At 67.5% G+C, this 19594-nt stretch carries 19 protein-coding genes; 12 read left to right on the top strand and 7 right to left on the bottom strand.

What is annotated here, in order from left to right:
* The first annotated feature begins 54 nt into the window (after positions 1-54).
* Both AC3IPP_RS09135 and AC3IPP_RS09130 read left to right on the top strand, forming a co-directional pair.
* Positions 55-1029, top strand: a complete 975-nt coding sequence (locus AC3IPP_RS09135) for a polyprenyl synthetase family protein (protein ID WP_489151053.1) — start codon at positions 55-57, stop codon at positions 1027-1029.
* Complete coding sequence (locus tag AC3IPP_RS09130; RefSeq protein ID WP_489148751.1) at positions 1029-1442, top strand: hypothetical protein; 414 nt, start codon at positions 1029-1031, stop codon at positions 1440-1442. The genes AC3IPP_RS09135 and AC3IPP_RS09130 overlap by 1 nt, the downstream gene beginning before the upstream one ends.
* Positions 1443-1446: 4 nt before the next feature.
* On the opposite strand, the gene AC3IPP_RS09125 is transcribed toward AC3IPP_RS09130, so the two are convergent.
* Complete coding sequence (locus tag AC3IPP_RS09125; protein WP_087139477.1) at positions 1447-2652, bottom strand: pyridoxal phosphate-dependent aminotransferase; 1206 nt, start codon at positions 2650-2652, stop codon at positions 1447-1449.
* Positions 2653-2773: 121 nt separating this feature from the next.
* On the opposite strand from AC3IPP_RS09125, the gene AC3IPP_RS09120 reads away from it, so the two are divergent.
* The 8 genes from AC3IPP_RS09120 (at position 2774) to AC3IPP_RS09085 (ending at position 10865) form a co-directional block, all read left to right on the top strand.
* The gene (locus tag AC3IPP_RS09120) at positions 2774-3490 is read left to right on the top strand and encodes a TVP38/TMEM64 family protein (RefSeq protein ID WP_489148750.1); all 717 of its coding nucleotides are present in this window, start codon (positions 2774-2776) and stop codon (positions 3488-3490) included.
* 13 nt (positions 3491-3503) lie between these two features.
* Entirely contained in the window at positions 3504-4121 is a 618-nt protein-coding gene (locus AC3IPP_RS09115) for a glutathione S-transferase family protein (RefSeq protein WP_489148749.1), read from the top strand.
* A 252-nt stretch (positions 4122-4373) separates the two neighbouring features.
* Entirely contained in the window at positions 4374-5414 is a 1041-nt protein-coding gene (locus AC3IPP_RS09110) for a rod shape-determining protein (protein ID WP_087139474.1), read from the top strand.
* Positions 5415-5533: 119 nt separating this feature from the next.
* Positions 5534-6700 (top strand): rod shape-determining protein MreC, encoded by a 1167-nt coding sequence (gene mreC / locus AC3IPP_RS09105; RefSeq protein WP_489148748.1) that lies wholly within the window; start codon positions 5534-5536, stop codon positions 6698-6700.
* Positions 6697-7215 carry a hypothetical protein gene (locus AC3IPP_RS09100; protein WP_232463961.1) on the top strand — a complete coding sequence of 173 codons (519 nt, stop codon included), beginning with the start codon at positions 6697-6699 and terminating at the stop codon, positions 7213-7215. Before mreC ends, AC3IPP_RS09100 begins: the two co-directional genes overlap by 4 nt.
* Entirely contained in the window at positions 7212-9206 is a 1995-nt protein-coding gene (gene mrdA / locus AC3IPP_RS09095) for a penicillin-binding protein 2 (protein WP_313576435.1), read from the top strand. Before AC3IPP_RS09100 ends, mrdA begins: the two co-directional genes overlap by 4 nt.
* Positions 9203-10360 carry a rod shape-determining protein RodA gene (gene rodA, locus AC3IPP_RS09090; protein ID WP_087139471.1) on the top strand — a complete coding sequence of 386 codons (1158 nt, stop codon included), beginning with the start codon at positions 9203-9205 and terminating at the stop codon, positions 10358-10360. Before mrdA ends, rodA begins: the two co-directional genes overlap by 4 nt.
* Positions 10361-10388: 28 nt before the next feature.
* Entirely contained in the window at positions 10389-10865 is a 477-nt protein-coding gene (locus tag AC3IPP_RS09085) for a DUF6173 family protein (protein WP_087139470.1), read from the top strand.
* 24 nt (positions 10866-10889) lie between these two features.
* On the opposite strand, the gene pip is transcribed toward AC3IPP_RS09085, so the two are convergent.
* Both pip and AC3IPP_RS09075 read right to left on the bottom strand, forming a co-directional pair.
* Complete coding sequence (gene pip / locus AC3IPP_RS09080) at positions 10890-11852, bottom strand: prolyl aminopeptidase (protein ID WP_489148747.1); 963 nt, start codon at positions 11850-11852, stop codon at positions 10890-10892.
* Positions 11853-11896: 44 nt separating this feature from the next.
* Positions 11897-12265 (bottom strand): DUF423 domain-containing protein, encoded by a 369-nt coding sequence (locus AC3IPP_RS09075; RefSeq protein WP_489148746.1) that lies wholly within the window; start codon positions 12263-12265, stop codon positions 11897-11899.
* Between the two features lie 48 nt (positions 12266-12313).
* Between AC3IPP_RS09075 and AC3IPP_RS09070 the strand changes: the two genes are divergently transcribed.
* Positions 12314-13483, top strand: coding sequence for an MFS transporter (locus AC3IPP_RS09070; protein ID WP_489148745.1), 1170 nt, complete (start codon positions 12314-12316; stop codon positions 13481-13483).
* Here AC3IPP_RS09070 and AC3IPP_RS09065 read toward each other — a convergent pair.
* From AC3IPP_RS09065 to AC3IPP_RS09055, 3 genes are all read right to left on the bottom strand, one after another.
* Positions 13469-14068, bottom strand: a complete 600-nt coding sequence (locus AC3IPP_RS09065; protein ID WP_489148744.1) for a hypothetical protein — start codon at positions 14066-14068, stop codon at positions 13469-13471. The two genes, AC3IPP_RS09070 and AC3IPP_RS09065, sit on opposite strands and share 15 nt — an antisense overlap.
* 121 nt (positions 14069-14189) lie before the next feature.
* Positions 14190-16826 (bottom strand): coiled-coil domain-containing protein, encoded by a 2637-nt coding sequence (locus AC3IPP_RS09060; protein ID WP_489148743.1) that lies wholly within the window; start codon positions 16824-16826, stop codon positions 14190-14192.
* 142 nt (positions 16827-16968) lie between these two features.
* Positions 16969-17151, bottom strand: coding sequence for a hypothetical protein (locus AC3IPP_RS09055; protein WP_087139464.1), 183 nt, complete (start codon positions 17149-17151; stop codon positions 16969-16971).
* Between the two features lie 164 nt (positions 17152-17315).
* On the opposite strand from AC3IPP_RS09055, the gene AC3IPP_RS09050 reads away from it, so the two are divergent.
* Positions 17316-18794 (top strand): phospholipase D-like domain-containing protein, encoded by a 1479-nt coding sequence (locus tag AC3IPP_RS09050; protein WP_489148741.1) that lies wholly within the window; start codon positions 17316-17318, stop codon positions 18792-18794.
* On the opposite strand, the gene AC3IPP_RS09045 is transcribed toward AC3IPP_RS09050, so the two are convergent.
* The gene (locus AC3IPP_RS09045; protein WP_087139462.1) at positions 18779-19534 is read right to left on the bottom strand and encodes an endonuclease/exonuclease/phosphatase family protein; all 756 of its coding nucleotides are present in this window, start codon (positions 19532-19534) and stop codon (positions 18779-18781) included. The genes AC3IPP_RS09050 and AC3IPP_RS09045 overlap by 16 nt on opposite strands.
* Between the last annotated feature and the right edge of the window lie 60 nt (positions 19535-19594).

Raw genomic sequence — 19594 nt, 5'->3', positions numbered from 1 at the left:
AAAGAGATTTCCGTGGACGCAGCTCTCGCCGTCGCTCCCCGTCCCAAGGGCGATGTGGACGCCCTGGTTCATCTGGCCAAGGACGACATGGCGGCGGTCGACGCCTTGATCATCGCGCGGATGCAGTCGGACGTGCCGGTGATCCCCCTGTTGGCTGAGCACCTGGTGTCGGCGGGCGGCAAGCGTCTGCGCCCCTTGCTGACCGTGGCCGCCGCGCGCGCGATCGGTCAGACGGGCGCCATTGAAGGCCCCAAGAAGCTGGCCGCCTCGGTCGAGTTCATCCACACCGCCACCTTGCTGCACGACGACATCGTCGACGGTTCGGAAATGCGCCGTGGCAAGGTCGCGGCGCACCTGATCTGGGGCTCGGCCTCGTCGGTGCTGGTCGGCGACTTCCTGTTCGCCCGCGCGTTCGAACTGATGGTCGAGACCGATTCCCTGCGCGCCCTGGGCATTCTGGCGCGGGCCTCAGCCGTGATCGCCGAAGGCGAGGTGCTGCAACTGACGCGCGCCCACGATCTGAATCTCGACCTCGACACCTATCTGCAGATCATCCGCGCCAAGACGGCCGAGCTGTTCGCCGCCGCCGCCGAATCCGGCGCGGTCGGGGCCGGCGCGACCGACGAACAGGTCGCGGCGCTGCGCGACTACGGCATGGGTCTGGGCATCGCCTTCCAGCTGGCGGACGACGCCTTGGACTACGGCGGCGCGACCGAGACCCTGGGCAAGAACGCGGGCGACGACTTCAATGAGGGCAAGGCCACCCTGCCGCTGCTGCTGGCCGTTCAGCGCACCAAGGGGACCGAAGACCTGTTCTGGGACCGCGTCATCACCAAAGGCGACCGCAAGCCTGAAGACTTCGATCGCGCGCGGCAGTTGATCGTCGCCAGCGGCGCCGTTGAGGCCACGCTCGACACGGCGACGGAGTACGCCGATCGGGCCAAGACGGCCTTGCAGGTGCTGCCTGCGGGGCCGTGGCGCTCGGCGCTGGAGGCTCTGGCCGATTTCGCCGTCAGTCGGGCGATGTGATGCTGGCGGCGCTGCTCGTCGCCGGGCAACTGGCCGCGCAGGAGCCGCCGCGCTTCCTCATGCCGCAAAGGCCGGGGGACGGGTTGAAGGCCGAGCTGTTCCGTCTGGAGCCGGGTGATCCCGGCGGTCAGGCGCGCGCCTTGCTGGGCGAGGCGATGACGCGGGACGACGCCGAACTGGTGGTGCGCCCCGTGCCGCCGATCATCATGCTGTATCGTGAGGGCAGTCTGCCGGACGGCCCGATCGTGCTCTACGCGGGGCCTGAGGTGGAGGGCGAGCCGGACGCCGCCTGTCGTCTGTCACGTATTCCCGGCGGCGCTGTCGACAATTCTGAACGCGTGTTCGAGTGGTGCAGCGGCTTCATCCTGAAAACGGCGCCGACGTTGAACATTCCGCCGGCGCCGGTTCACTGAAGACTTATTTCAGGCTGGCGCAGAAACGCTGGATGCGGGTGCAGCCTTCTTCCAGCACGGATTCCGACGTGGCGTAGCTGATGCGGAAGTAGGGGCTGAGGCCGAAGGCGGCGCCCTGGACCACGGCCACGCCCTCGGCGTTCAGCAGTTCGGCGGTGAAGGTCTCGTCGTCGGTGATGACCACGCCCGACGGCGCCGTCTTGCCGATCAGGCCCTCGATCGACGGATAGACGTAGAAGGCGCCTTCCGGTTTCGGGCAACGGATGCCGTCCGCCTGATTCAGCATGGAGACCACCAGGTCGCGGCGCTTCTCGAAGGCGGCGGCGCGCGGAGCCAGGAAGTCCTGCGGGCCGTTCAGGGCCTCGACCGCCGCCCACTGGCTGATGGACGAAGGGTTGGAGGTCGTTTGGCTGGCCACCTTGCGCATCAGGTCGATCAGGGGCTTGGGGCCGCCCGCATAGCCGATGCGCCAGCCGGTCATGGCGTAGGCCTTGGATACCCCGTTGCAGGTCAGGGTGCGGTCGTAGAGGTCCGGCGCGACCTGGGCCATGGTGACGTAGTCGAAGTCGCCATAGACCAGATGTTCATACATGTCGTCGGTCAGGATCCAGACCTGCGGATGCTTGCGCAGCACCACGGCCAGGGCCTCCAACTCGGCGCGGGTATAGGCGGCGCCGGTCGGGTTCGACGGCGAGTTGAGGATGATCCACTTGGTCTTGGGCGTGATGGCGGCGTCCAGCACTTCGGGACGCAGTTTGAAGCCGTCGGCTTCCTGGCCGATCACGGTGACGGGCTCGCCGCCCGCTAGCAGCACCATGTCGGGATAGGAGACCCAGTAGGGCGCCGGGACGATCACTTCGTCGCCGGGGTTCAGCGTGGCCACCAGGGCGTTGTAGATCACCGGCTTGCCGCCCGAGGCGACATGGATCTGGTTCGTTTCGTAGGTCAGGCCGTTTTCGCGGGCGAATTTGGCGACGATGGCCGCCTTCAGTTCGGGCATGCCGTCGGCGTCGGTGTATTTCGTCTCGCCGCGATTGATGGCTTCGATCGCCGCCGCCTTGATGTTGTCCGGGGTGTCGAAGTCAGGCTCGCCGGCGCCCAGGCCGATCACGTCGCGCCCCTGGCGTTTCAGTTCGCGCGCCTGTGCGGTCACGGCCAGGGTGGCCGACGGCTTGACGCGAGCGAGGGAGGCGGACTGAAGGCTGGACATGTCTATCCCGTCTGGTGGAAGTGATGGGGCCGGGGAGGCTGAGGCTTGATACGCAACCCCGCAGGGGCGCACAACGTTTGTGCGCGTCCTGGACGATCAAAAGGCGATTTGGACGAAATTTATGCGGCGGGTCGTCGATTTTCTGCTGAATATGGAGGCCAAGCGGTGGCGCACCCTGGCCGTGACCCTGCTGCTGCTGGCGGGAATCATCGCCCTGTTCGCCCTGGGCAAGACGCAGTTGGCGCTGGGCGCCGAGGATCAGCTCGAGCATTGGCTGGCGGGCTATCGCATCGGGCCGTGGGGCTTGGCGGCGGCGGTGCTGGTCTTCACCCTGTCGGCCTTCATCGGCGTGCCGCAGTTCCTGTTGATCGCGGCCTGCGTCGTGGCCTTCGGGCCGTGGTTCGGATTTCTCTATAGCTGGATCGCCACGATCGCCTCGGCGGCCGTCACCTATTGGCTGGGGCGAGGACCGACCGCGCGGACGCTGGAACGTTACGGCGGCGGAACGGTCGAGCGCATCCGCAAATTCGTCGGCCGCAACGCCTTTTCGGCCAGTTTCATCATCCGCAACGTGCCCTCGGCGCCCTTCATCGTCGTGAACATGGCCTTCGGCGCGGTGCGGGCCTCGTTTCCAGCCTATCTGGCGGGGTGCGCTCTAGGGGTGTTGCCCAAGACGGCCTTGGTCGCCTTCTTCGGCGGATCGTTCATGGCGGCGGTCAGCGGCGACGGAATCTGGACTTCGGTGATCCTGGCGGCGGTCGCGGGCGTTTGGCTTGTATTGATGCTGGCGGTGCGCGAGTGGGTGAAGCGTCGCGAGGCTGCACGCAACCTAGACTGATCGGAGAACGACGATGCTGAAGCTCTATTATTCGCCCGGCGCCTGCGCCATCGCTTCGCACATCGGCCTGGAAGAGGCGGGCGCGGACTATGTGATCGAGAAGATCGACCTGCGCGCCGGCCAGCAGCGCACGCCGGAGTACCTGGCGATCAACCCGGCAGGCGTGACCCCCGCCCTTCAGACCCCCAAGGGCGTGCTGACTCAAAATGCGGCCATCCTCGCCTATGTCGCCCAGACCCATCCGCACGCCCAGTTGGCCGATCTGGACGATCCGTTCGAGTTTGCGCGGATGCAGGCCTTCAACGGCTGGCTGGCGTCGTCGCTGCACCCGGCGATCGGCAAGGCGCTGTTTTCCAAGCCGCCCCTAGATGGCGAGGCCAAGGACGAGGCCGTGCGGATCGCGCTGGAGAAGTACGACCTGGCCGAGAATCATCTTCTGGCCGGTCCGTGGGTCATGGGCGAAGATCATTCGATGGCGGACGGTTATCTGCTGGTCTTCACGCGCTGGGCGCGTCAAGCGGGCCTGCTGGACAAGGCGCGCTTTCCGAAACTGAACGCCCATCTGGATCTGGTGCAATCGCGCCCGGCCGTGCAGCGCGTGCTCCATGCCGAGGGCGTCGCGGCGGTCTGAGCCGCGAACCCGCAAGCGGGGCTGGAAAGCTTGAGCGGTAAGGCTTTCAAGCCTTGCCGTGACAAGCCTGTGATCGAGGAGTCATAGGCGCTTGCAATCCCCGCGGCATGAGGGCAAACGGGCCTGTAGTCGGCTCGGCGAAGACGGTCAGGACAGCTTTACGACCAACGTGAAGCGGGGGTGGGGCGTCGCCACAGCGGACGAATGAAATTCACGCCCTTGCAGGCCCGAACTAAAGCGGTACCGACGCCCATGCTTTCACCCCTCTTCGGCATGATTTCCAATGACATCGCTATGGATCTGGGGACGGCCAACACCCTGATCTACATGCGCGGCAAAGGGATCGTCCTGAACGAGCCGTCGGTCGTCGCCCTGCGTAACGTCGGCGGCCGCAAGATCGTCCACGCCGTCGGCCTGGAAGCCAAGCAGATGCTGGGCCGTACGCCCGGCCACATGGAAGCCATCCGTCCGATGCGCGACGGGGTCATCGCTGACTTCGAAGTCGCCGAAGAGATGATCAAGCACTTCATCCGCAAGGTTCACAACCGCAAGGGCTTCGTGAACCCGAAGATGATCGTCTGCGTCCCGTCGGGCGCCACGGCCGTCGAACGTCGCGCCATCAATGATTCCTGCCTGAACGCATCGGCCCGTCGCGTCGGCCTGATCGACGAGCCGATGGCGGCTGCGATCGGCGCCGGTCTGCCCATCCACGAACCGACCGGTTCGATGGTCGTCGACATCGGCGGCGGCACGACCGAGGTGGCCGTTCTGTCGCTGTCGGGCATCGTCTATTCGCGTTCGGTCCGCGTCGGCGGCGACATGATGGACGACGCCCTGATCGCCTATATGCGCCGCAACCATAACCTGCTGATCGGCGAAACGACCGCCGAGCGCATCAAGAAGGACATCGGCACCGCTCGCATCCCGACCGACGGCGAAGGCCTGTCGATCGAGGTCAAGGGCCGCGACCTGATGCAGGGCGTGCCGCGCGAAGTGAAGATGAGCGAGCGTCAGGCTGCGGAAGCCCTGGCGGAACCCGTCTCGCAGATCGTCGAAGCCGTGAAGGTCGCCCTGGAAGCCACGCCGCCGGAACTGGCCGCCGACATCGCCGACAAGGGCATCATGCTGACGGGCGGCGGCGCTCTGCTGCGTGGCCTGGACGCCGAGATTCGCGACCACACGGGCCTGCCGGTGCAGGTGGCGGACGATCCGCTGTCGTGCGTCGCCATCGGCTGCGGCAAGGTGCTGGAGCACCCGTCGTGGATGAAGGGCGTCCTCGAGTCGTCGCTCTGAGACTGATCGGCTTGTCGCAGGCGCCGCATTCCTGAAAAGGAGCGGGTTTCTGCGACAGGCTCACGCTTTCGGCGGGCTTTGAGCCCGCCGATTCCTAAGCTCTAGCAGGAAGGCTGGCCGTGGCGTTTCGCGACGGACCGTTCGAGAATCTGAAGGTGCCGCTGGCCTGGACGGCCGCGGTCATGGTCGTCGGCGGAATCGTCGCTGCGGTCATGCTTCTGCTCGCCGACCGGCCGCAACAGGCGGCCGACGACTTGGGGCCTACGCGCGCCGCATTCGACAGCGCCGCCGGAACCACGGGCGGCGTCCTGGCCGCGCCGGTCCGCTGGGGCGGCGACGCCGTGGATTACGTCACAGGTTACTTCTTCGCCGTGTCGGAGAACCGTCGTCTGCGTCGCGAGCTGGCGGAGATGAGCGCCTGGCGCGACGACGCCCTGGCGCTGAAGAATCTCAATGCTCGCTATGAACAACTGCTGGGCCTGCAGACCGAGCCGCCCATCGCCATGACGGCCGGCCGCGCCATCACCGACGCGCGCGGCCCGTTCGCCCGGTCGCGCCTGCTGAACGTCGGCGCCGGCAAGGGCGTGCGGGTGGGCAATCCGGTGCTGAGCGAGCACGGGCTGGTCGGCCGCATCTCGGGCGTTTCTGGCGCACACAGCCGTATGGTTCTGCTGACCGACGTGGCCTCGCGCATTCCGGTCATGGTCGAACGCACCGACGCCCGCGCCATGCTGACCGGCGACGGCAGCCGCAGCCCGCGCCTCGATTATGTACGGGGGCAGGGGGCGGTGCAGGAGGGCGATCGCATCCTGACCTCGGGCGACGGCGGCGGTTTCCCGCGCGGTCTGCCGGTCGGCGTCGTGGCCAAGGGCGTGGACGGCTCGTGGCGGGTCAAGCTCTACAGCGACCGCACGGCCATCGACTATGTGCGCGTCCTGCTGTTCCAGGACTTCAGCCAGCTGGCGGATCAGAACGCCCTGAACGCAGGCCCGCTGGCGAGCCTGAACACGGCGCCGCCGCCGAACGCCGCCCAGGCCGCCGCGATCCAGGACGTGGCCACGCGCCGCGCCGCCGCCGCCCAGGCCGCTGCAGAGCGTGTTCGCGCCGCCAACGCCGTTCCGCCGCCGGCGCCGGTTGCGACCGCGCTGGCTAGGCCCGCAGCCGCGCCGCCGCCTCAGGCTCAGCCGAGACCGCGCCCCGCCGCGCCCCGGCCGACCGTCGCCACGCCGCCTCAACCCTCGGCGCAAGCGCCGGCGCCGACCGCGCCTGACGGAGGCCGCGAGTGAGACGGACGATCACCGTGCGGATGGTTGGTCCGATGCAGTGGATCGGCTACCCGGCGCTGATCGCCGCGGCCGCCACCATCCTGTTCGCCATTCCGCTGCGCCTGTTCGGCCTGACCTTGCCGGAGCCGGTCTGGCCCATGGTGCTGGCCTTCGCCTGGCCCCTGATCCGCCCGTCCATGCTGGCGCCGGCGGTGCTGTTCGGACTGGGCGTGTTCCTCGACTTCTTCTGGGGCGGCCAGACGGGGATGTGGGCGCTCAGCCTGCTGCTGATCTATGGCGCGATGCTGCTGGCGTCGAAATACCTGGCGGGACAGGCGACCATCGTCCTGTTCGCCCTCTATGTCGCCTCGACGGGCCTGGCCTTCGCGGTCGCCTATTTCGTGACGCGCGGCAGCCTTGGGAATGCTCCCAATCTATTGGCTGTTATGGGCCAGATGATCCCGACGCTTCTGCTCTTCCCCCTGGCTGACTGGTTGATCGAGCGCTTCGACGACGCGGACGTGCGATTCCGATGAGCAGCGAACCGCATATCTTCTTTTCCGATGTGAACGAGCGGCAGGGCTCCTTCCTGCGGCGCACCATGCTGCTGGGCGGGGCGACGGTCGTGGGCGGGCTGGCCTTGGTCGGGCGCCTGGCGCATCTGCAGCTCTTCAAGTCGGAAGAGTTCGCCACCCTGGCGACGCGCAACCAGTTCAACTTCCGCCAGGTGCCGCCGCCGCGCGGCCTGATCAAAGACCGCAACGGCGTGGTCATCGCCGGGAATCGGCCCAGCTTCCGCGTGCTGGTGGTTCGTGACGAGACCAAGGATCTGGATCAGACGCTGGACCTGCTGGGTCAGCTGTTGCCGGACACCCTGGATCGTCGCCGCACCATCATCCGCGAGGTCAACGCCGCGCCGCGTTTCTCGCCGGTCCCGGTCAAGAGCGACCTGACCTGGGAGGAGTTCTCCAAGGTCAATCTGCACGCGGCGGAACTGCCCGGCGTCATGGCCGACATGAACGAGGCCCGCTACTATCCGCACGGCGGCGCCTACGCCCATGTGGTCGGCTATGTGGCCAAGGTGTCTGACCGCGACGTGAAGGCGATCCGCGACAAGGGCGAACAGCCGCCGGCCATCCTGTTCAACCCTGGCTTCCGCATCGGCCGTCAGGGCATCGAACGATCGCTGGATCTGGACCTTCGCGGCGTCGAGGGCGGCAAGCGGGTCGAGGTCAATGCGCGCGGCCGCGTCGTGGCCGAGGACATCGCCGGATCACGTCCGGCGGTTCAGGGTTCCGAGGTGGTGCTGACGCTGGACAATGACGTCCAGCAGCGCGCGCTGGAGGTGTTCGGCGAAGAGGCGGGCAGCATCGTCGTCATGGACGTTCGCAACGGCGACATCCTGGCCATGGTGTCGTCGCCGTCGTTCGATCCCAATCTGTTCGTGTCGGGTGTTCCGTCCAAGATCTACCGCGCCCTGGCGGACTATGAGCGGCGGCCGCTGCTGGACAAGGCGCTGAGCGGCACCTTCGCGCCGGGCTCGACGTTCAAGCCGATCGTGGGCCTGGCGGCGATGAAGCGGGGCCTGGACCCCAGCCGCCGCATCTTCTGCAACGGCAGCTTCTATCTGGGGCGCCGGTTCGCCTGCCTGGGACGGCACGGGGCGTTGGATCTGCGCGGGGCCATCAAGGCCTCCTGCAACGTCTACTTCATGACCTTGGCGACCGAGATGGGACCGGACGCCATCGCCGAGACGGCGCGGGACATGGGCTTCGGTCAGACGTTCGACATCGGCATTCCCGGCCAGAAGGCCGGGCTGGTGCCTGATCGCGAATGGCGCCGGAAGAACCCCGTGCGCGGCGACGGCAAATGGTATCCGGGCGAGAACCCCAGCTATGGCATCGGTCAGGGCGCCCTGACCGTGAACGCCCTGCAGTTGGCGGTCTATACGGCGCGTGTCGCCAACGGATCCAAGGCGGTGTCGCCGCGCCTGATCAAGTCGGTCGGCGGGGTGGAGCAGGGCGGCAGCGCCTTCGCTGATCTGCCTTACGATCCTCAGATGCTGCAGGTTCTGCGCGACGGGATGGAGGCGGTGACCGCCGCTGGCGGTACGGGCTTCCGCAATAGCCAGCTGGGTCTGGGCACGGTCAAGATGGCCGGCAAGACCGGCACGGCGCAGGCGCGCAACTACGGCTCAGGCTCACGTAAGGGCGCAGGGCGTCCCTGGGACCAGAAGGATCACAACCTGTTCGTCGCCTATGCGCCGACGGATAATCCGCGGTACGCCGTCTCGGTCATCGTCCAGCACGGCGGCCTGGGCGGCGGCACGGCCGGGGCGCCGCGCGCCCGCGAGGTGATGAAGGTGGCCCTGTTGAAGGACCCCGAGATCCGCGCCCGTATCGAACAGGCCGGATTTGAGGCCCAGGAAGACGCCGGCGCGCGCGAGGCCGAGGCGCGAGGCGAGCCGGTCGACGGCGCCGGCATCGACGTCGTCGCCCCGCCGCCGCTGACGGAGCCCGGACAATGACCGCATCCGCCCTGACCCGTCCTGGCGAACGCGACCGTCTGTCCAGCAAGTTTGCTGAGCTGGATTGGCGCGTCATCGGCCTGCTGTGCATCCTGGCCGGGATCGGCACGGCCATGCTGTATTCGATCGCCGGGGGGCATTGGCAGCCCTGGGCGGCCAAGCACCTGATCCGTTTCGGCGTCTTGCTGGTCGGCATGATCGGCCTGGCCATGGTGCATCCGAAATGGTGGTTCCGCGCAGCCTATCCGCTGTACGGCGTGCTGCTGGTGCTGGTGCTGATGATCGAGTTCACGCCGCTGGGCTATACGGCGGGCGGGGCCAAGAACTGGTTGAACCTGGGGTTCACCCGCATTCAGCCGGCCGAGTTCGTCAAGATCGGTCTCGTGCTGGCCCTGGCGCGCTGGTACCACGGCCATTCAGCGCAGGAGGCGCGCTGGTCATGGAAGCTGCTGATCCCCGTGGGGATGATCGGCGTGCCCTTCTTGCTGGTCGCCAAACAGCCTGACCTCGGCTCGGCCATGATCATCGGCCTGACCGGGGCGGCCGTCATGTTCATGGCGGGACTGAGCTGGCGTGTGATCGTGGCGTGCGCTGCAGCCGCCGTGGCCGTGATCCCGCCCTTCGTCATGTTCGTGATGCACGACTATCAGCGCAACCGCGTGCTGACCTTCCTGAACCCGGAGGCCGATCCCTCCGGCACCGGCTACAACATCATCCAGTCCAAGATCGCCCTGGGCTCCGGCGGGTTGATGGGCAAGGGCTACGGCCTGGGCAGTCAGAGCCAGCTGGAGTTCCTGCCGGAACGCCATACGGACTTCATCTTCTCGACCGTGTCCGAAGAGTTCGGCTTCCTCGGCTCCTTCACCGTCCTGGCCTGCTATGTCGCGCTGATCCTGATCTCGCTTCGGATCGCAGCCCTGTCGCACAGCCACTTCGGCCGGATCAGTGCTGCGGGCATGACGGCCTTCCTGGCTCTGTTCGTGCTGATCAACGGGGCGATGGTGATGGGGCTGGCGCCGGTCGTAGGCGTGCCCATGCCGCTGCTGTCCTATGGCGGATCGACCATGATGACGGTGATGATCGGCTTCGGCCTGATCCTGTCGATGCGGGTGCACCGCTATGTCGAACTGCCGAAGGGGCAGGGACTGTTCTAATCACCCGTACGGGCGTTAGGCTGTCGTCATGACTGTTCAAACGCCCGAAACCGAAGCTGCCGACATTCCAAAGGCCGATCCGGCTATGTTCTCCGATTGCGGCGACACGCCCTGTCCTCAACCCGTGCTGGCCGATCCGAAAAATGAGGCGGCGGTCCAGGCCGAGGGGTTGCGGATGCGCGACAACCCGGCCGAGTGGGCCTTCGTCCGCCTGTCCAAGCTGATCGAGGAGTTCGAGGCCAACCTCGACAAGGACGAGGAAATCGGCGCGCGCGTGGTCGGCCTGCCCGGCGACGGCGCTATGCAGATCATGGACGTCGGCTTCTGGGGGCCGGACCTGATCATGTTCTTCGGCCGCAACGCCGACGGCAAGCCGGTGCGCCTGATCCAGCACTACAGCCAGATCAACGTAGTGCTCAGCGCCATGAAAAAGCCGGAGGAGCGCGAGGCGCGCCGCATCGGCTTCCAACTCAGCGAGATGGTCGAGAAGACCAATCCGAAATAGCCCCTGATCGAGGGTGCGCCGCCCTTAGAGCGTCGCCGCCCAGTCGGTGGCGCGTATCAGGCTGTCGATGATGCCGGGCTCGCTGGAGGCGTGGCCGGCGTCGCCGATGATGTCCAGCTTGGCCTCGGGCCAGGCGCGGTGCAGGGACCAGGCGCCCGAGATCGGCGTCACCACGTCGAAGCGGCCTTGCGCGATCCAGCAGGGGATGTGGCGGATGGTTTCGATGTTCTCGAGGATCCAGTGCTCGCTGTCGAAGAAGCCGCCGTTGGTGAAATACCAGTTCTCGATGCGGGCGAAGGCCACGGCGAAATCAGGATCGGCGAACTTGTCCGGCTTGCCTGACGGCCCCTGGATGCTGACGGTCTCGCCTTCCCAGGTCGCCCAGGCCACGGCGCAGCGGTTGCGCTCCTCGACGTCATCGCCGGTCAGGCGCTTGTAATAGGCCGCCATCAGGTCGCCGCGCTCGGCTTCGGGGATCGGGGCCAGGAAACGCTCCCAGGCGTCTGGGAAAATCATCGAGGCGCCGTCCTGATAGAACCAGTGCAGTTCCTTTTTCGTCAGGAGGAAGATGCCGCGCAGCAACAGGGCCAGGCACCGTTCCGGGTGCTTGATGGCGTAGGTCATCGACAGGGTCGAACCCCAGGAGCCGCCGAAGACCACCCACTTGTCGATGCCCAGCATTTCGCGCAGGCGCTCGATATCGGCGACCAGATCCCAGGTGGTGTTGTTCTCAAGCGAGGCGTTCGGCCGCGACAGGCCGCAGCCGCGCTGGTCGAACATGACGATGCGGTATTGGGCCGGGTCGAAATAGCGCCGCATCCCCGGATTGACCGCTCCGCCGGGGCCGCCGTGCAGCACGATGACCGGCACGCCGTGCGGATTGCCGCTTTCCTCGTAGTAGATCTCGTGGACGCTGTCGGTTTGCATCCAGCCCGAGGCGTAGGCTTCGATTTCCGGGTAGAGGTCGCGGCGCACAGTATTGGTCACGAAAGATGCCCTTCTGAGAAAAGGATCGGTCAGGTCTGAAGCGGTCAGGCCTTGGCGGGATTGGACTGGAAGGCGGCGAAGATCAGCAGGGCCCATCCGGCGATCATCAGGGCTCCGCCGACCGGCGCCGCCGCGCCCATGATCGGCAGGCTCAACAGCCCGATCATGGCCAGCGCCAGACAGAAGATCAGCCCGCCTGTGCTGGCCAGCCATCCGGCCAGGCTCAACAGTCGGCTCGTGCCGAACAGCGCCAGGGCGGCGGCCAGGGCGGCGTGCACCATCTGATAGTGGCCGCCCGTGGTCAGCAGGGTCTTGATGGCGGGACCGGCGCCGTGAGCGGCGAAGGCGCCCAGGACGACGGCCATGGCGCCGTTGAAACCGGCGAAAGCGAGCAGTTTGCGGTCAGGGCTCATGTCTAATGTCTAGACCACAAAAACCCCGAAGTCTGCTATCGCGCGCCGATGAAAGCTGCATCGCGCATGGCGCTGCAATATGTCCTGCTGTTCAGCGCCAGCGGTGTGACCCTGCCGTTCGCCGGCCTGTGGTTCCGTGACCAGGGGCTGAGCGGCGCCCAGATCGGCGCCCTGCTGGCCATTCCCATGTTGGCGCGGGCGGTGACGGGGCCGCTGTTGGCGGTCTGGGCTGACGGCTTCGTTCTGCGGCGCACGCCCATCGCCTTCCTGGGGCTGGTCATGGCGGTCGGCTACGGCGGGGCGGGGTTGGTCGAGGGATTCGTCCTCTGGGCGCTGTTCTGGCTGTTGGGCGCGACGGCGGCGGCGGCCCTGATTCCGCTCAGCGACGTGATGACCCTGCGCGTCGCCCGGCGTGAGGGATTCGCCTTTTCCCTGCCGCGCGGGTGCGGCTCGGCGGCCTTTGTCGTCGCCAATCTGGCTATGGGCGCGCTGCTGACGCGCGTGACTTCGGACGCCGTCATCTTCTGGACGGTCGCCGCCTCCCTGTTGATCGCGATCACAGCCTGGCGCGTCCTGCCTGCCGAGCCGGTGTCTGAAGGCGGCCCCGTGTCGAAGCTGGAGCGATTTCAGGGGCTGGGGCGGCTGTTGCGACGCCCGGTCTTCATGGCCGCGATCTTTTCTATCGGCGCGGTGCAGGCGACGCACGCCTTCTACTACGGTTTCTCGGCCATCAGTTGGCGCGCCCAGGGCCTGGCCGAGAGCGTGACGGGGATGCTGTGGGCCTTTTCCGTGGTGGTCGAGATCGGCTTCATGTGGTGCGTCGAGCCGTGGCGCCGCCGTATCGGCATCGGCCCGTGGACCATGCTGTTCATCGGCGCGGGGGCGGCGGTCCTGCGCTGGAGCCTGATGGCCTTCGCCCCGCCGCTGTGGATGCTGATTCCGTTGCAGATGCTGCACGCCCTGACGTTCGCCGCCACCTATCTGGCCGGTGTGCAGATCGTCGAACGTCTGTGTCCGCCGGACAGCCACACCGCCGCCCAGACCTTGGGCTCGGCCCTTTCGGCCGGGGTGTTGATCGGTCTGGCGACCCTGGCCAGCGGGCCGCTGTACGACGCCGTCGGGTTGAAGGCCTATCTAGTCATGGCGGCGCTGGCGCTAGCCGGGGGGCTGGTCGGTCTGTGGGTGCGATCGAAGGAAGCGGCGTCAGGCCACGTTTGATCGGGGCAGGGGCGCCAGTCGACGCGCCATGGCCGAAGCGGCCGTCTTGACCGCCGTCCGGACCGTGTTCTCGCCCTCGCCGTCAGGAATCCGCAGCAGGCCGATGGACGGAGATTCCAGGCTGTCGGGCAGATCCGCCAGAATGCGATACAGGATGTAGCTTCCCGCATCCTCTTCGGCGTCAGAGTCGGCGATGGCCGAGACCCCCGCCTCCGTCAGATCGCGCAGGATGTCGGCGACCGGCGCCGTGACGCGCGCGATGCTGGGGCCGGTGCTGTCCAGGCGTCCCGGCTCGCCCAGACGGCGGTTCTCGGCGCGCATCTGCACCCGGATCGGTCCGGCGTGAACGGTGCGCCCGACCAGCAGCAGGGCCGAGCAATCGCCACGCGACAGCAGGCCCGTCAGAGTTTCGGCCAGGGTCTCGGCCGAGGCGTCGCCGGGCGTCGCCAAGGTGCGCGCGCCGGGCGGGTTCCAGGGATCGCCGGACAGATCCTCGACGGGGTCCCAGGCCCGATACGACGGCGACCAGGCGCAAATTGAGATGACGGGGCGCCGATCAGGGCGACCGTTGGAATCCAGACCCATCAAAGGAAATAGACCCCCTCTAGCGCCGTTGTGGCGCGCCGCAGCATGAACGGTGCTTTGAAATGCGGCGCCAGGTCAAGCCTGACCGGCGCCGCAATGGCGTAATGTAAAGGCGAGGCGGTCAGCTCAGATCGCCTACGGCGGCGTCCAGCAGCATGAAGGCGCGGCCCTCGTCGGTCGCCAGTCGCATCTGCACATCCTCGGCGTCGCCGCGTTCCGCCTGAAGCTTCAACCCATGGGCGAAGGCGCGGACATAGGCTTCGGCGTCGGCGCGCAGGGCGTCGTCGCTCAGCACCCGGCGAGAGACGCTGCGGACGGCGGCCGGAGCCACGCGGCGGACGATCTGGCGCGCCCGCGCCGGGTCGTGGCCGGCGAAGGCCTGCGCGGCCTCCTCTACGCGGGGGCGGGGCAACAGGGCGTTGGGGTCGACGCCCATACGTCGGATGGCCGAGGTGACGCGTCCAGCCAGGGCGTCGATCTCTTCCGGCGTGCCGATGGCGGCGTTCAGCTCCAACGGGACGGCAGGCTCGGCAGGCGCGGCGGGCGCCGATTCCGGTTGAACCAGATCGCGCCAGCTTAGGGCGTCGCCAATGCGTGTCGGCTCGGCGTGGGGCGGTTCAGGCGTCGGAGCCGAGCTCGGGGTCGGGGCCGTGGGGATCGGTTCGATCTCGGATTCGACCGGGTGTTCAGGGCGCATGCGGCCTCGCAGGCCAAGACCCGAAGCCAGGCCGGATGCGAGGCCCGGCGCAGCCGTCGGCCGCTTGGGCTCGGGCGCAGGCGCGACCTCGCGCGGGGCGGGGACTGTCGTCGGTCGGCGACGCGGCTGGCCGCCCTCGCCGGAGACGGCGCCCATCAGGCGCACAGCCTCGGTCAGCATTTCATAGTTGCGTCGCACGCGATCCTGGAACCCGGCGTCCAGCGCCTCGGTGTCCTCGGCCGCCTTGCGCGAGGCGGCGGTCAGGGCGCTCAGGCCTTCTTCGACGGTGAGACGCACAGCTTCGACGCGGGCGCGAGCTTCGTCGGGCAGGCGGGCGGCGCGCTGATCCATTTCGGCGACGGCCTGTTCGACCGAGGTCAGGGCGTCGGTGACCTGAACCAGGGTGGTCTGCAGGCTGTCGACCAGCTTCTGGCCGGTCAGGTCCACCATGTCGGCCGTCTGGGCGACAATGCGGCGGGCGCCGTCGATGCGGGCCTCGGCGGCTTCATCAGCCTTCTGGGCGGCGTCGAACAGGGATTCGCCCAGGCGGTCGGCGCGAATCTGGGCCTGTTCGATCGCGGCCTGGGCGGCGGCGCGCTGCTCGTCCGCCGTGGCCTGAAGCGCCTCCAGTGAACGGCGGGTCTCCTCGACCAACAGGTCGCGAGATTCGGCGGCCAGGCTTTCAAAGCGGTCCAGCGACAGCTTGGTGGCGTGGTCGAAGCCGTCGGCCTCGCGCTGGGACATCTCGACCAGGGCCTTGAACTGGTCGATCACGGCGTCGACCTGGGCCTTGATGGCGGCGGCGGCTTCGTCGCCGCGCAGATTGATGTCGTCGGCGGCGGTGCGGGTCTGCGACAGATGGTCGAGGAGCTGGGCGCGCTGGCTCTCGATCTGGGCCGAGAAGTCTTCTTGATCGGTGCGCAGGGCGTACGCGGCCGTGACTAGGGCGGCGCGTTGCTGGCCCAGACCTTCCTCGACGGATTGAATCTGTTCGGCGACGCCGGAGCCGGCTGTCTCCAGCCGCAGGGTCTGGCGGGCCAGATCGTCGGAGGCGGCGCGGGCGGCTTCCTGGGCTTCGTTGGCGGCTGCCGCCAGATCGGCGGCGCGGGCGGCCAGGGCGGCTTCGGCCTCACGCAGTTGAGTCTGGGCCAGGTCAGAGGCGTCGGCCACCATGCGCGACTGACGCTCGACCGTTTCGACAACCGCCGAAGCCTGACCTTCCAGCTTGCCGCCGAGGACGCCCATCTGCTCGCGTTCGTGCGACAGTTGTTCGGCAAGGCGTCGCGCCGTCCCGCCGGCCAGTTCAGCGGCCTCGTTCAGCAGATTGGATTCCTTGACCAGGGCCTCGCGCAGCGACGCCAGGTCGCCCCGAGCGCGCTCAGCCGATTGCGCGGCGCGGTCGATGTCTTCGCGCAGAGTGTTCAGCACCTGCCCGGCCTGGTTGGCGGCCAGGGCGGTCGGCCCGACCAGGGCGTCGGCCATTTCCCGCGCGCGCTTCGTTTCCTGGGCCAGGCCCGCGCCCTGGCGCACGGCGTGGGCCAGCAAGATGGACAGGCCCACCGGCGCCAGCAGGATCAGGACGTAGACCGCCAGCCGCAGGGGATCGAGCTCCATCATCCCCGAGCCCAGTTCGTAGGCGAACCAGGACGCGAGGCCGCCGACCCACAAGGCGGAGGCCAGACCCGCGATTAGATAGGCGTTGGCCGCGCCGTTGGACGCCGTCGCCTTGCCCTTGCGCTTGCTGGACGTCTTGGCCGGGGGCGAAGCAGGCGTGACGGTGGCGGGCGGGGCGTCGGCGGATTCGGCGAACGGCGACAGTGCGCGCGCGGCCTTTTCGGCCTCTGCGGCGCGCGCTTCGGCCAGCGCCTGTTGCTCGGCCAGGCGACGGCGCTGGCGTTCGGACATGGGCCGCTGGGGCGCGTCGGACAGCGGCTCCAGGTCGGTCTCGGGCGTCGCTTCGTCGAGGGTCTCGATCGATTCGGGCGTGACCGAGGGCTCCGTCTCTGTAGAGGCGGGTTCGGAGTCGGTCAGATTGAGCGGCGGCCGATGGCGGGATTTCATGGGCGTCGGTCTCGATCACTGATCGCCAGCGAAGGCGGCGAAGGGCGCAAGGCAGGGACCCTAACGGCTGGATCGTAAGGCGAAAAGGCTCGAGCGCGGATTAGATCGTCGTTTGCCGACGCGGGTCAGCGTGATCTGTGGATCAGCAGGACGACGGAGCGGTCACATGGACCGTGGTTGCGGGCTTGTTGTCGCCGCAATCCTGCACCCGTTGAATTTCGCGGTTCGGTTTTTGCGGGGCGTTCAGATCGACGCCAAATTGCGACAACGCCGCTGCGGCGAGCAGGGCGATCAGGCCGGCCAGCATCTCGATCAGAGCTTGCATAATCGCAGTATGCCAGAAACATCTTCGGGCGACAATGCGGCGAACAGATGAAGCGGCGCCATTGACCGGACTGATGCGAAAATGGAACGATCCGGCCTCACCGGCGTCTGAGTGAGATCAGGAGGGCCATCCGGCCGTCACGCGAATCAGCCATTGCGGGGGGTATGCGAGCAGACCAGTTCTATGAGGGCAGCCTGCTTGAGACGGCCACCGGAGTGTGGCGGTCCGCAAAGGCGCATCGGTTCGCCCCCCTGATGGAGAACAAGGCCTATTTCGACGCCCTGGCGTCGGCGCTGCACAAGGCCGAGCGTTCCATCCTGATTCTCGGTTGGCAGTTCGACCCGCGCACGCGTCTGGATCCGGAGGGACCGCTGAACGACCGGCGCGCCGAGATCGGTCATCAGTTGAAGGCTCTGGTGCGGCACAAGCCTGACCTGGACGTGCGCCTGCTGATCTGGCGCTCGCCTCTGCTGATCGCCGCCTCGCAAGGCTTCTACCCGCACAAGGCGCAGCGCTGGTTCCGGCGCCGCATCGTCGAGTTTCGACTGGACGGGCCTGGGATACTGGGCGCCTGTCACCATCAGAAGGTGGTGGTGATCGACAACCAGATCGCCTTCTGCGGCGGCGGCGATATCTCGACGGACCGTTGGGACACCGAAGAGCATTTTTCAGGCGATCCGCGTCGGTGCGAGCCGACCGGGGTCATTCCTGCGCCCAGGCATGAGGTCATGTGCGTGATGGACGGTCCGGCGGCGCAGGCTCTGGGCGAACTGGCGCGCGAGCGGTGGAGGCGGGCGACCGGCGAGGTGATCGCGCCGATTACGGCCAAATGCGCGGATTCATGGCCGGAGCGCGTGACGCCCGCGTTGACGCAGGTGTCGGTCGGGATATCCCGCACCGAGCCTCAGGTGCGCGGCCGTCCCGAGGTGCGCGAGAACGAGGCCCTGCATCTGGAGGGCATCCGGCGCGCGCGCTCGCTCATCTATATGGAGAACCAGTACTTCACCTCGCCACTGCTGGCGGCGGCGCTGGCTGCGCGGCTGGACGAGCCGGACGGGCCGGAGGTGGTGCTGGTTTCGACAGGCCGCAGCCCCAGTTGGTTCGACGGCATGACGATGGACACAGCGCGGGCCGAGGTTCTGTACCGATTGGAGCAGGCGGATCGTCACGACCGCTTCACCGCCTTCTATCCCGTGACGGACGAAGGCGAGCGGATCATCGTCCACGCCAAGATGACCATCATCGACGACAAGCTGTTGCGGATCGGGTCCAGCAACCTGAACAACCGCTCGATGGGGCTGGATACGGAATGCGACGTTTCGGTCGAGGCTGAGACGGAAGCGCAGAGCGAGGTGATTCAGCGGTTCCGTCGTCACTCTCTCGGTCATTTCATCGGCGTGTCGGGCGACGCTTTCGCTGAGGCGGAGACCCTGCTGGGCTCGGTCGGTCAGGCGATTCAGACCTTTGGGCATGAACGCATGAAGCCGCTGGGCGCCACCGAGCCGACGCGGGTCGAGCGGATGTTCGCCGAGTGGCAGTTCGGCGATCCGGTGTCCTCTACAGACGCCTGGCGGCCGTGGAAGCGGCTGAACCGCTCGCACCGCACCCGGCCCAAGTCAGAGGGCGGTCAGGCGCCGGGTTGACCTTTGGGCTGATCGATCTCGAAATCGATGATGAGCGGCAAGTGGTCCGAGGCCGCTCGCGCCAGGGGCGATGACGGCGTGCGTGCGCCGGTCACGCGGATCTCGCGGCTGACGAAGCAGTGGTCGATGCGGATGGCCGGGAAGGTGGACGGGAAGGTCTTGATCGAGGGCTTCAGCCCCAGCCGCCGCTGGGCGTCGTCCAACCGCCGGGTCAGGGCCTGATAGGGGCGGGTGATGGAGGTGGCGTTGAAATCGCCGGTCAGGATGGTGGGCCCCTCGCACATTGGATCGCCCAGCCAGTCCCGACCGATCAGGGCGGCCGCCTGAAGCCGCTGCTCGCGCGGGACCAGGCCCAGGTGGGTGTTCAGGATGTTGACCACCACGCCGTCGAAATCGACCGCCGACCACAGGGCTCCGCGCGGCTCCAGCCCCTTGAGGCCGGGCAGGGTGGGCAGGGCGGCGGCGCGCACCAGCCGCTCGGGGTGGTGAGTCAGGATGGCGTCGCCGTAAAGCTCGGCCTCCACCTTCATGGCGGGATGGAATTGCACGCTCATGGCCAGGCGCTGGGCGATGGAATCGGCCTGATCGACCCAGCCGGTGCGGGCGCGGCCCACGTCCAGCTCCTGCAGGCAGACGACGTCGGGCTCATGCTCGGCGATGACATCGGCGATGCGATTGACGTCCAGCTTGCGATCGACGCCGACGCAGCGATGGACGTTGTAGGTCAGAAGTCTCGGCATGGATTCCTTGCCCGCGATCGCAGCGACTGTCGCGCCTCAATGCGGCGGTCGCGAGGCCCC

It is taken from the genome of Brevundimonas sp. KH_060 (assembly GCF_057838275.1).
The sequence above is the reverse complement of the archived record's forward strand: the minus strand, read 5'-3'. Positions and strand labels throughout refer to the sequence as shown.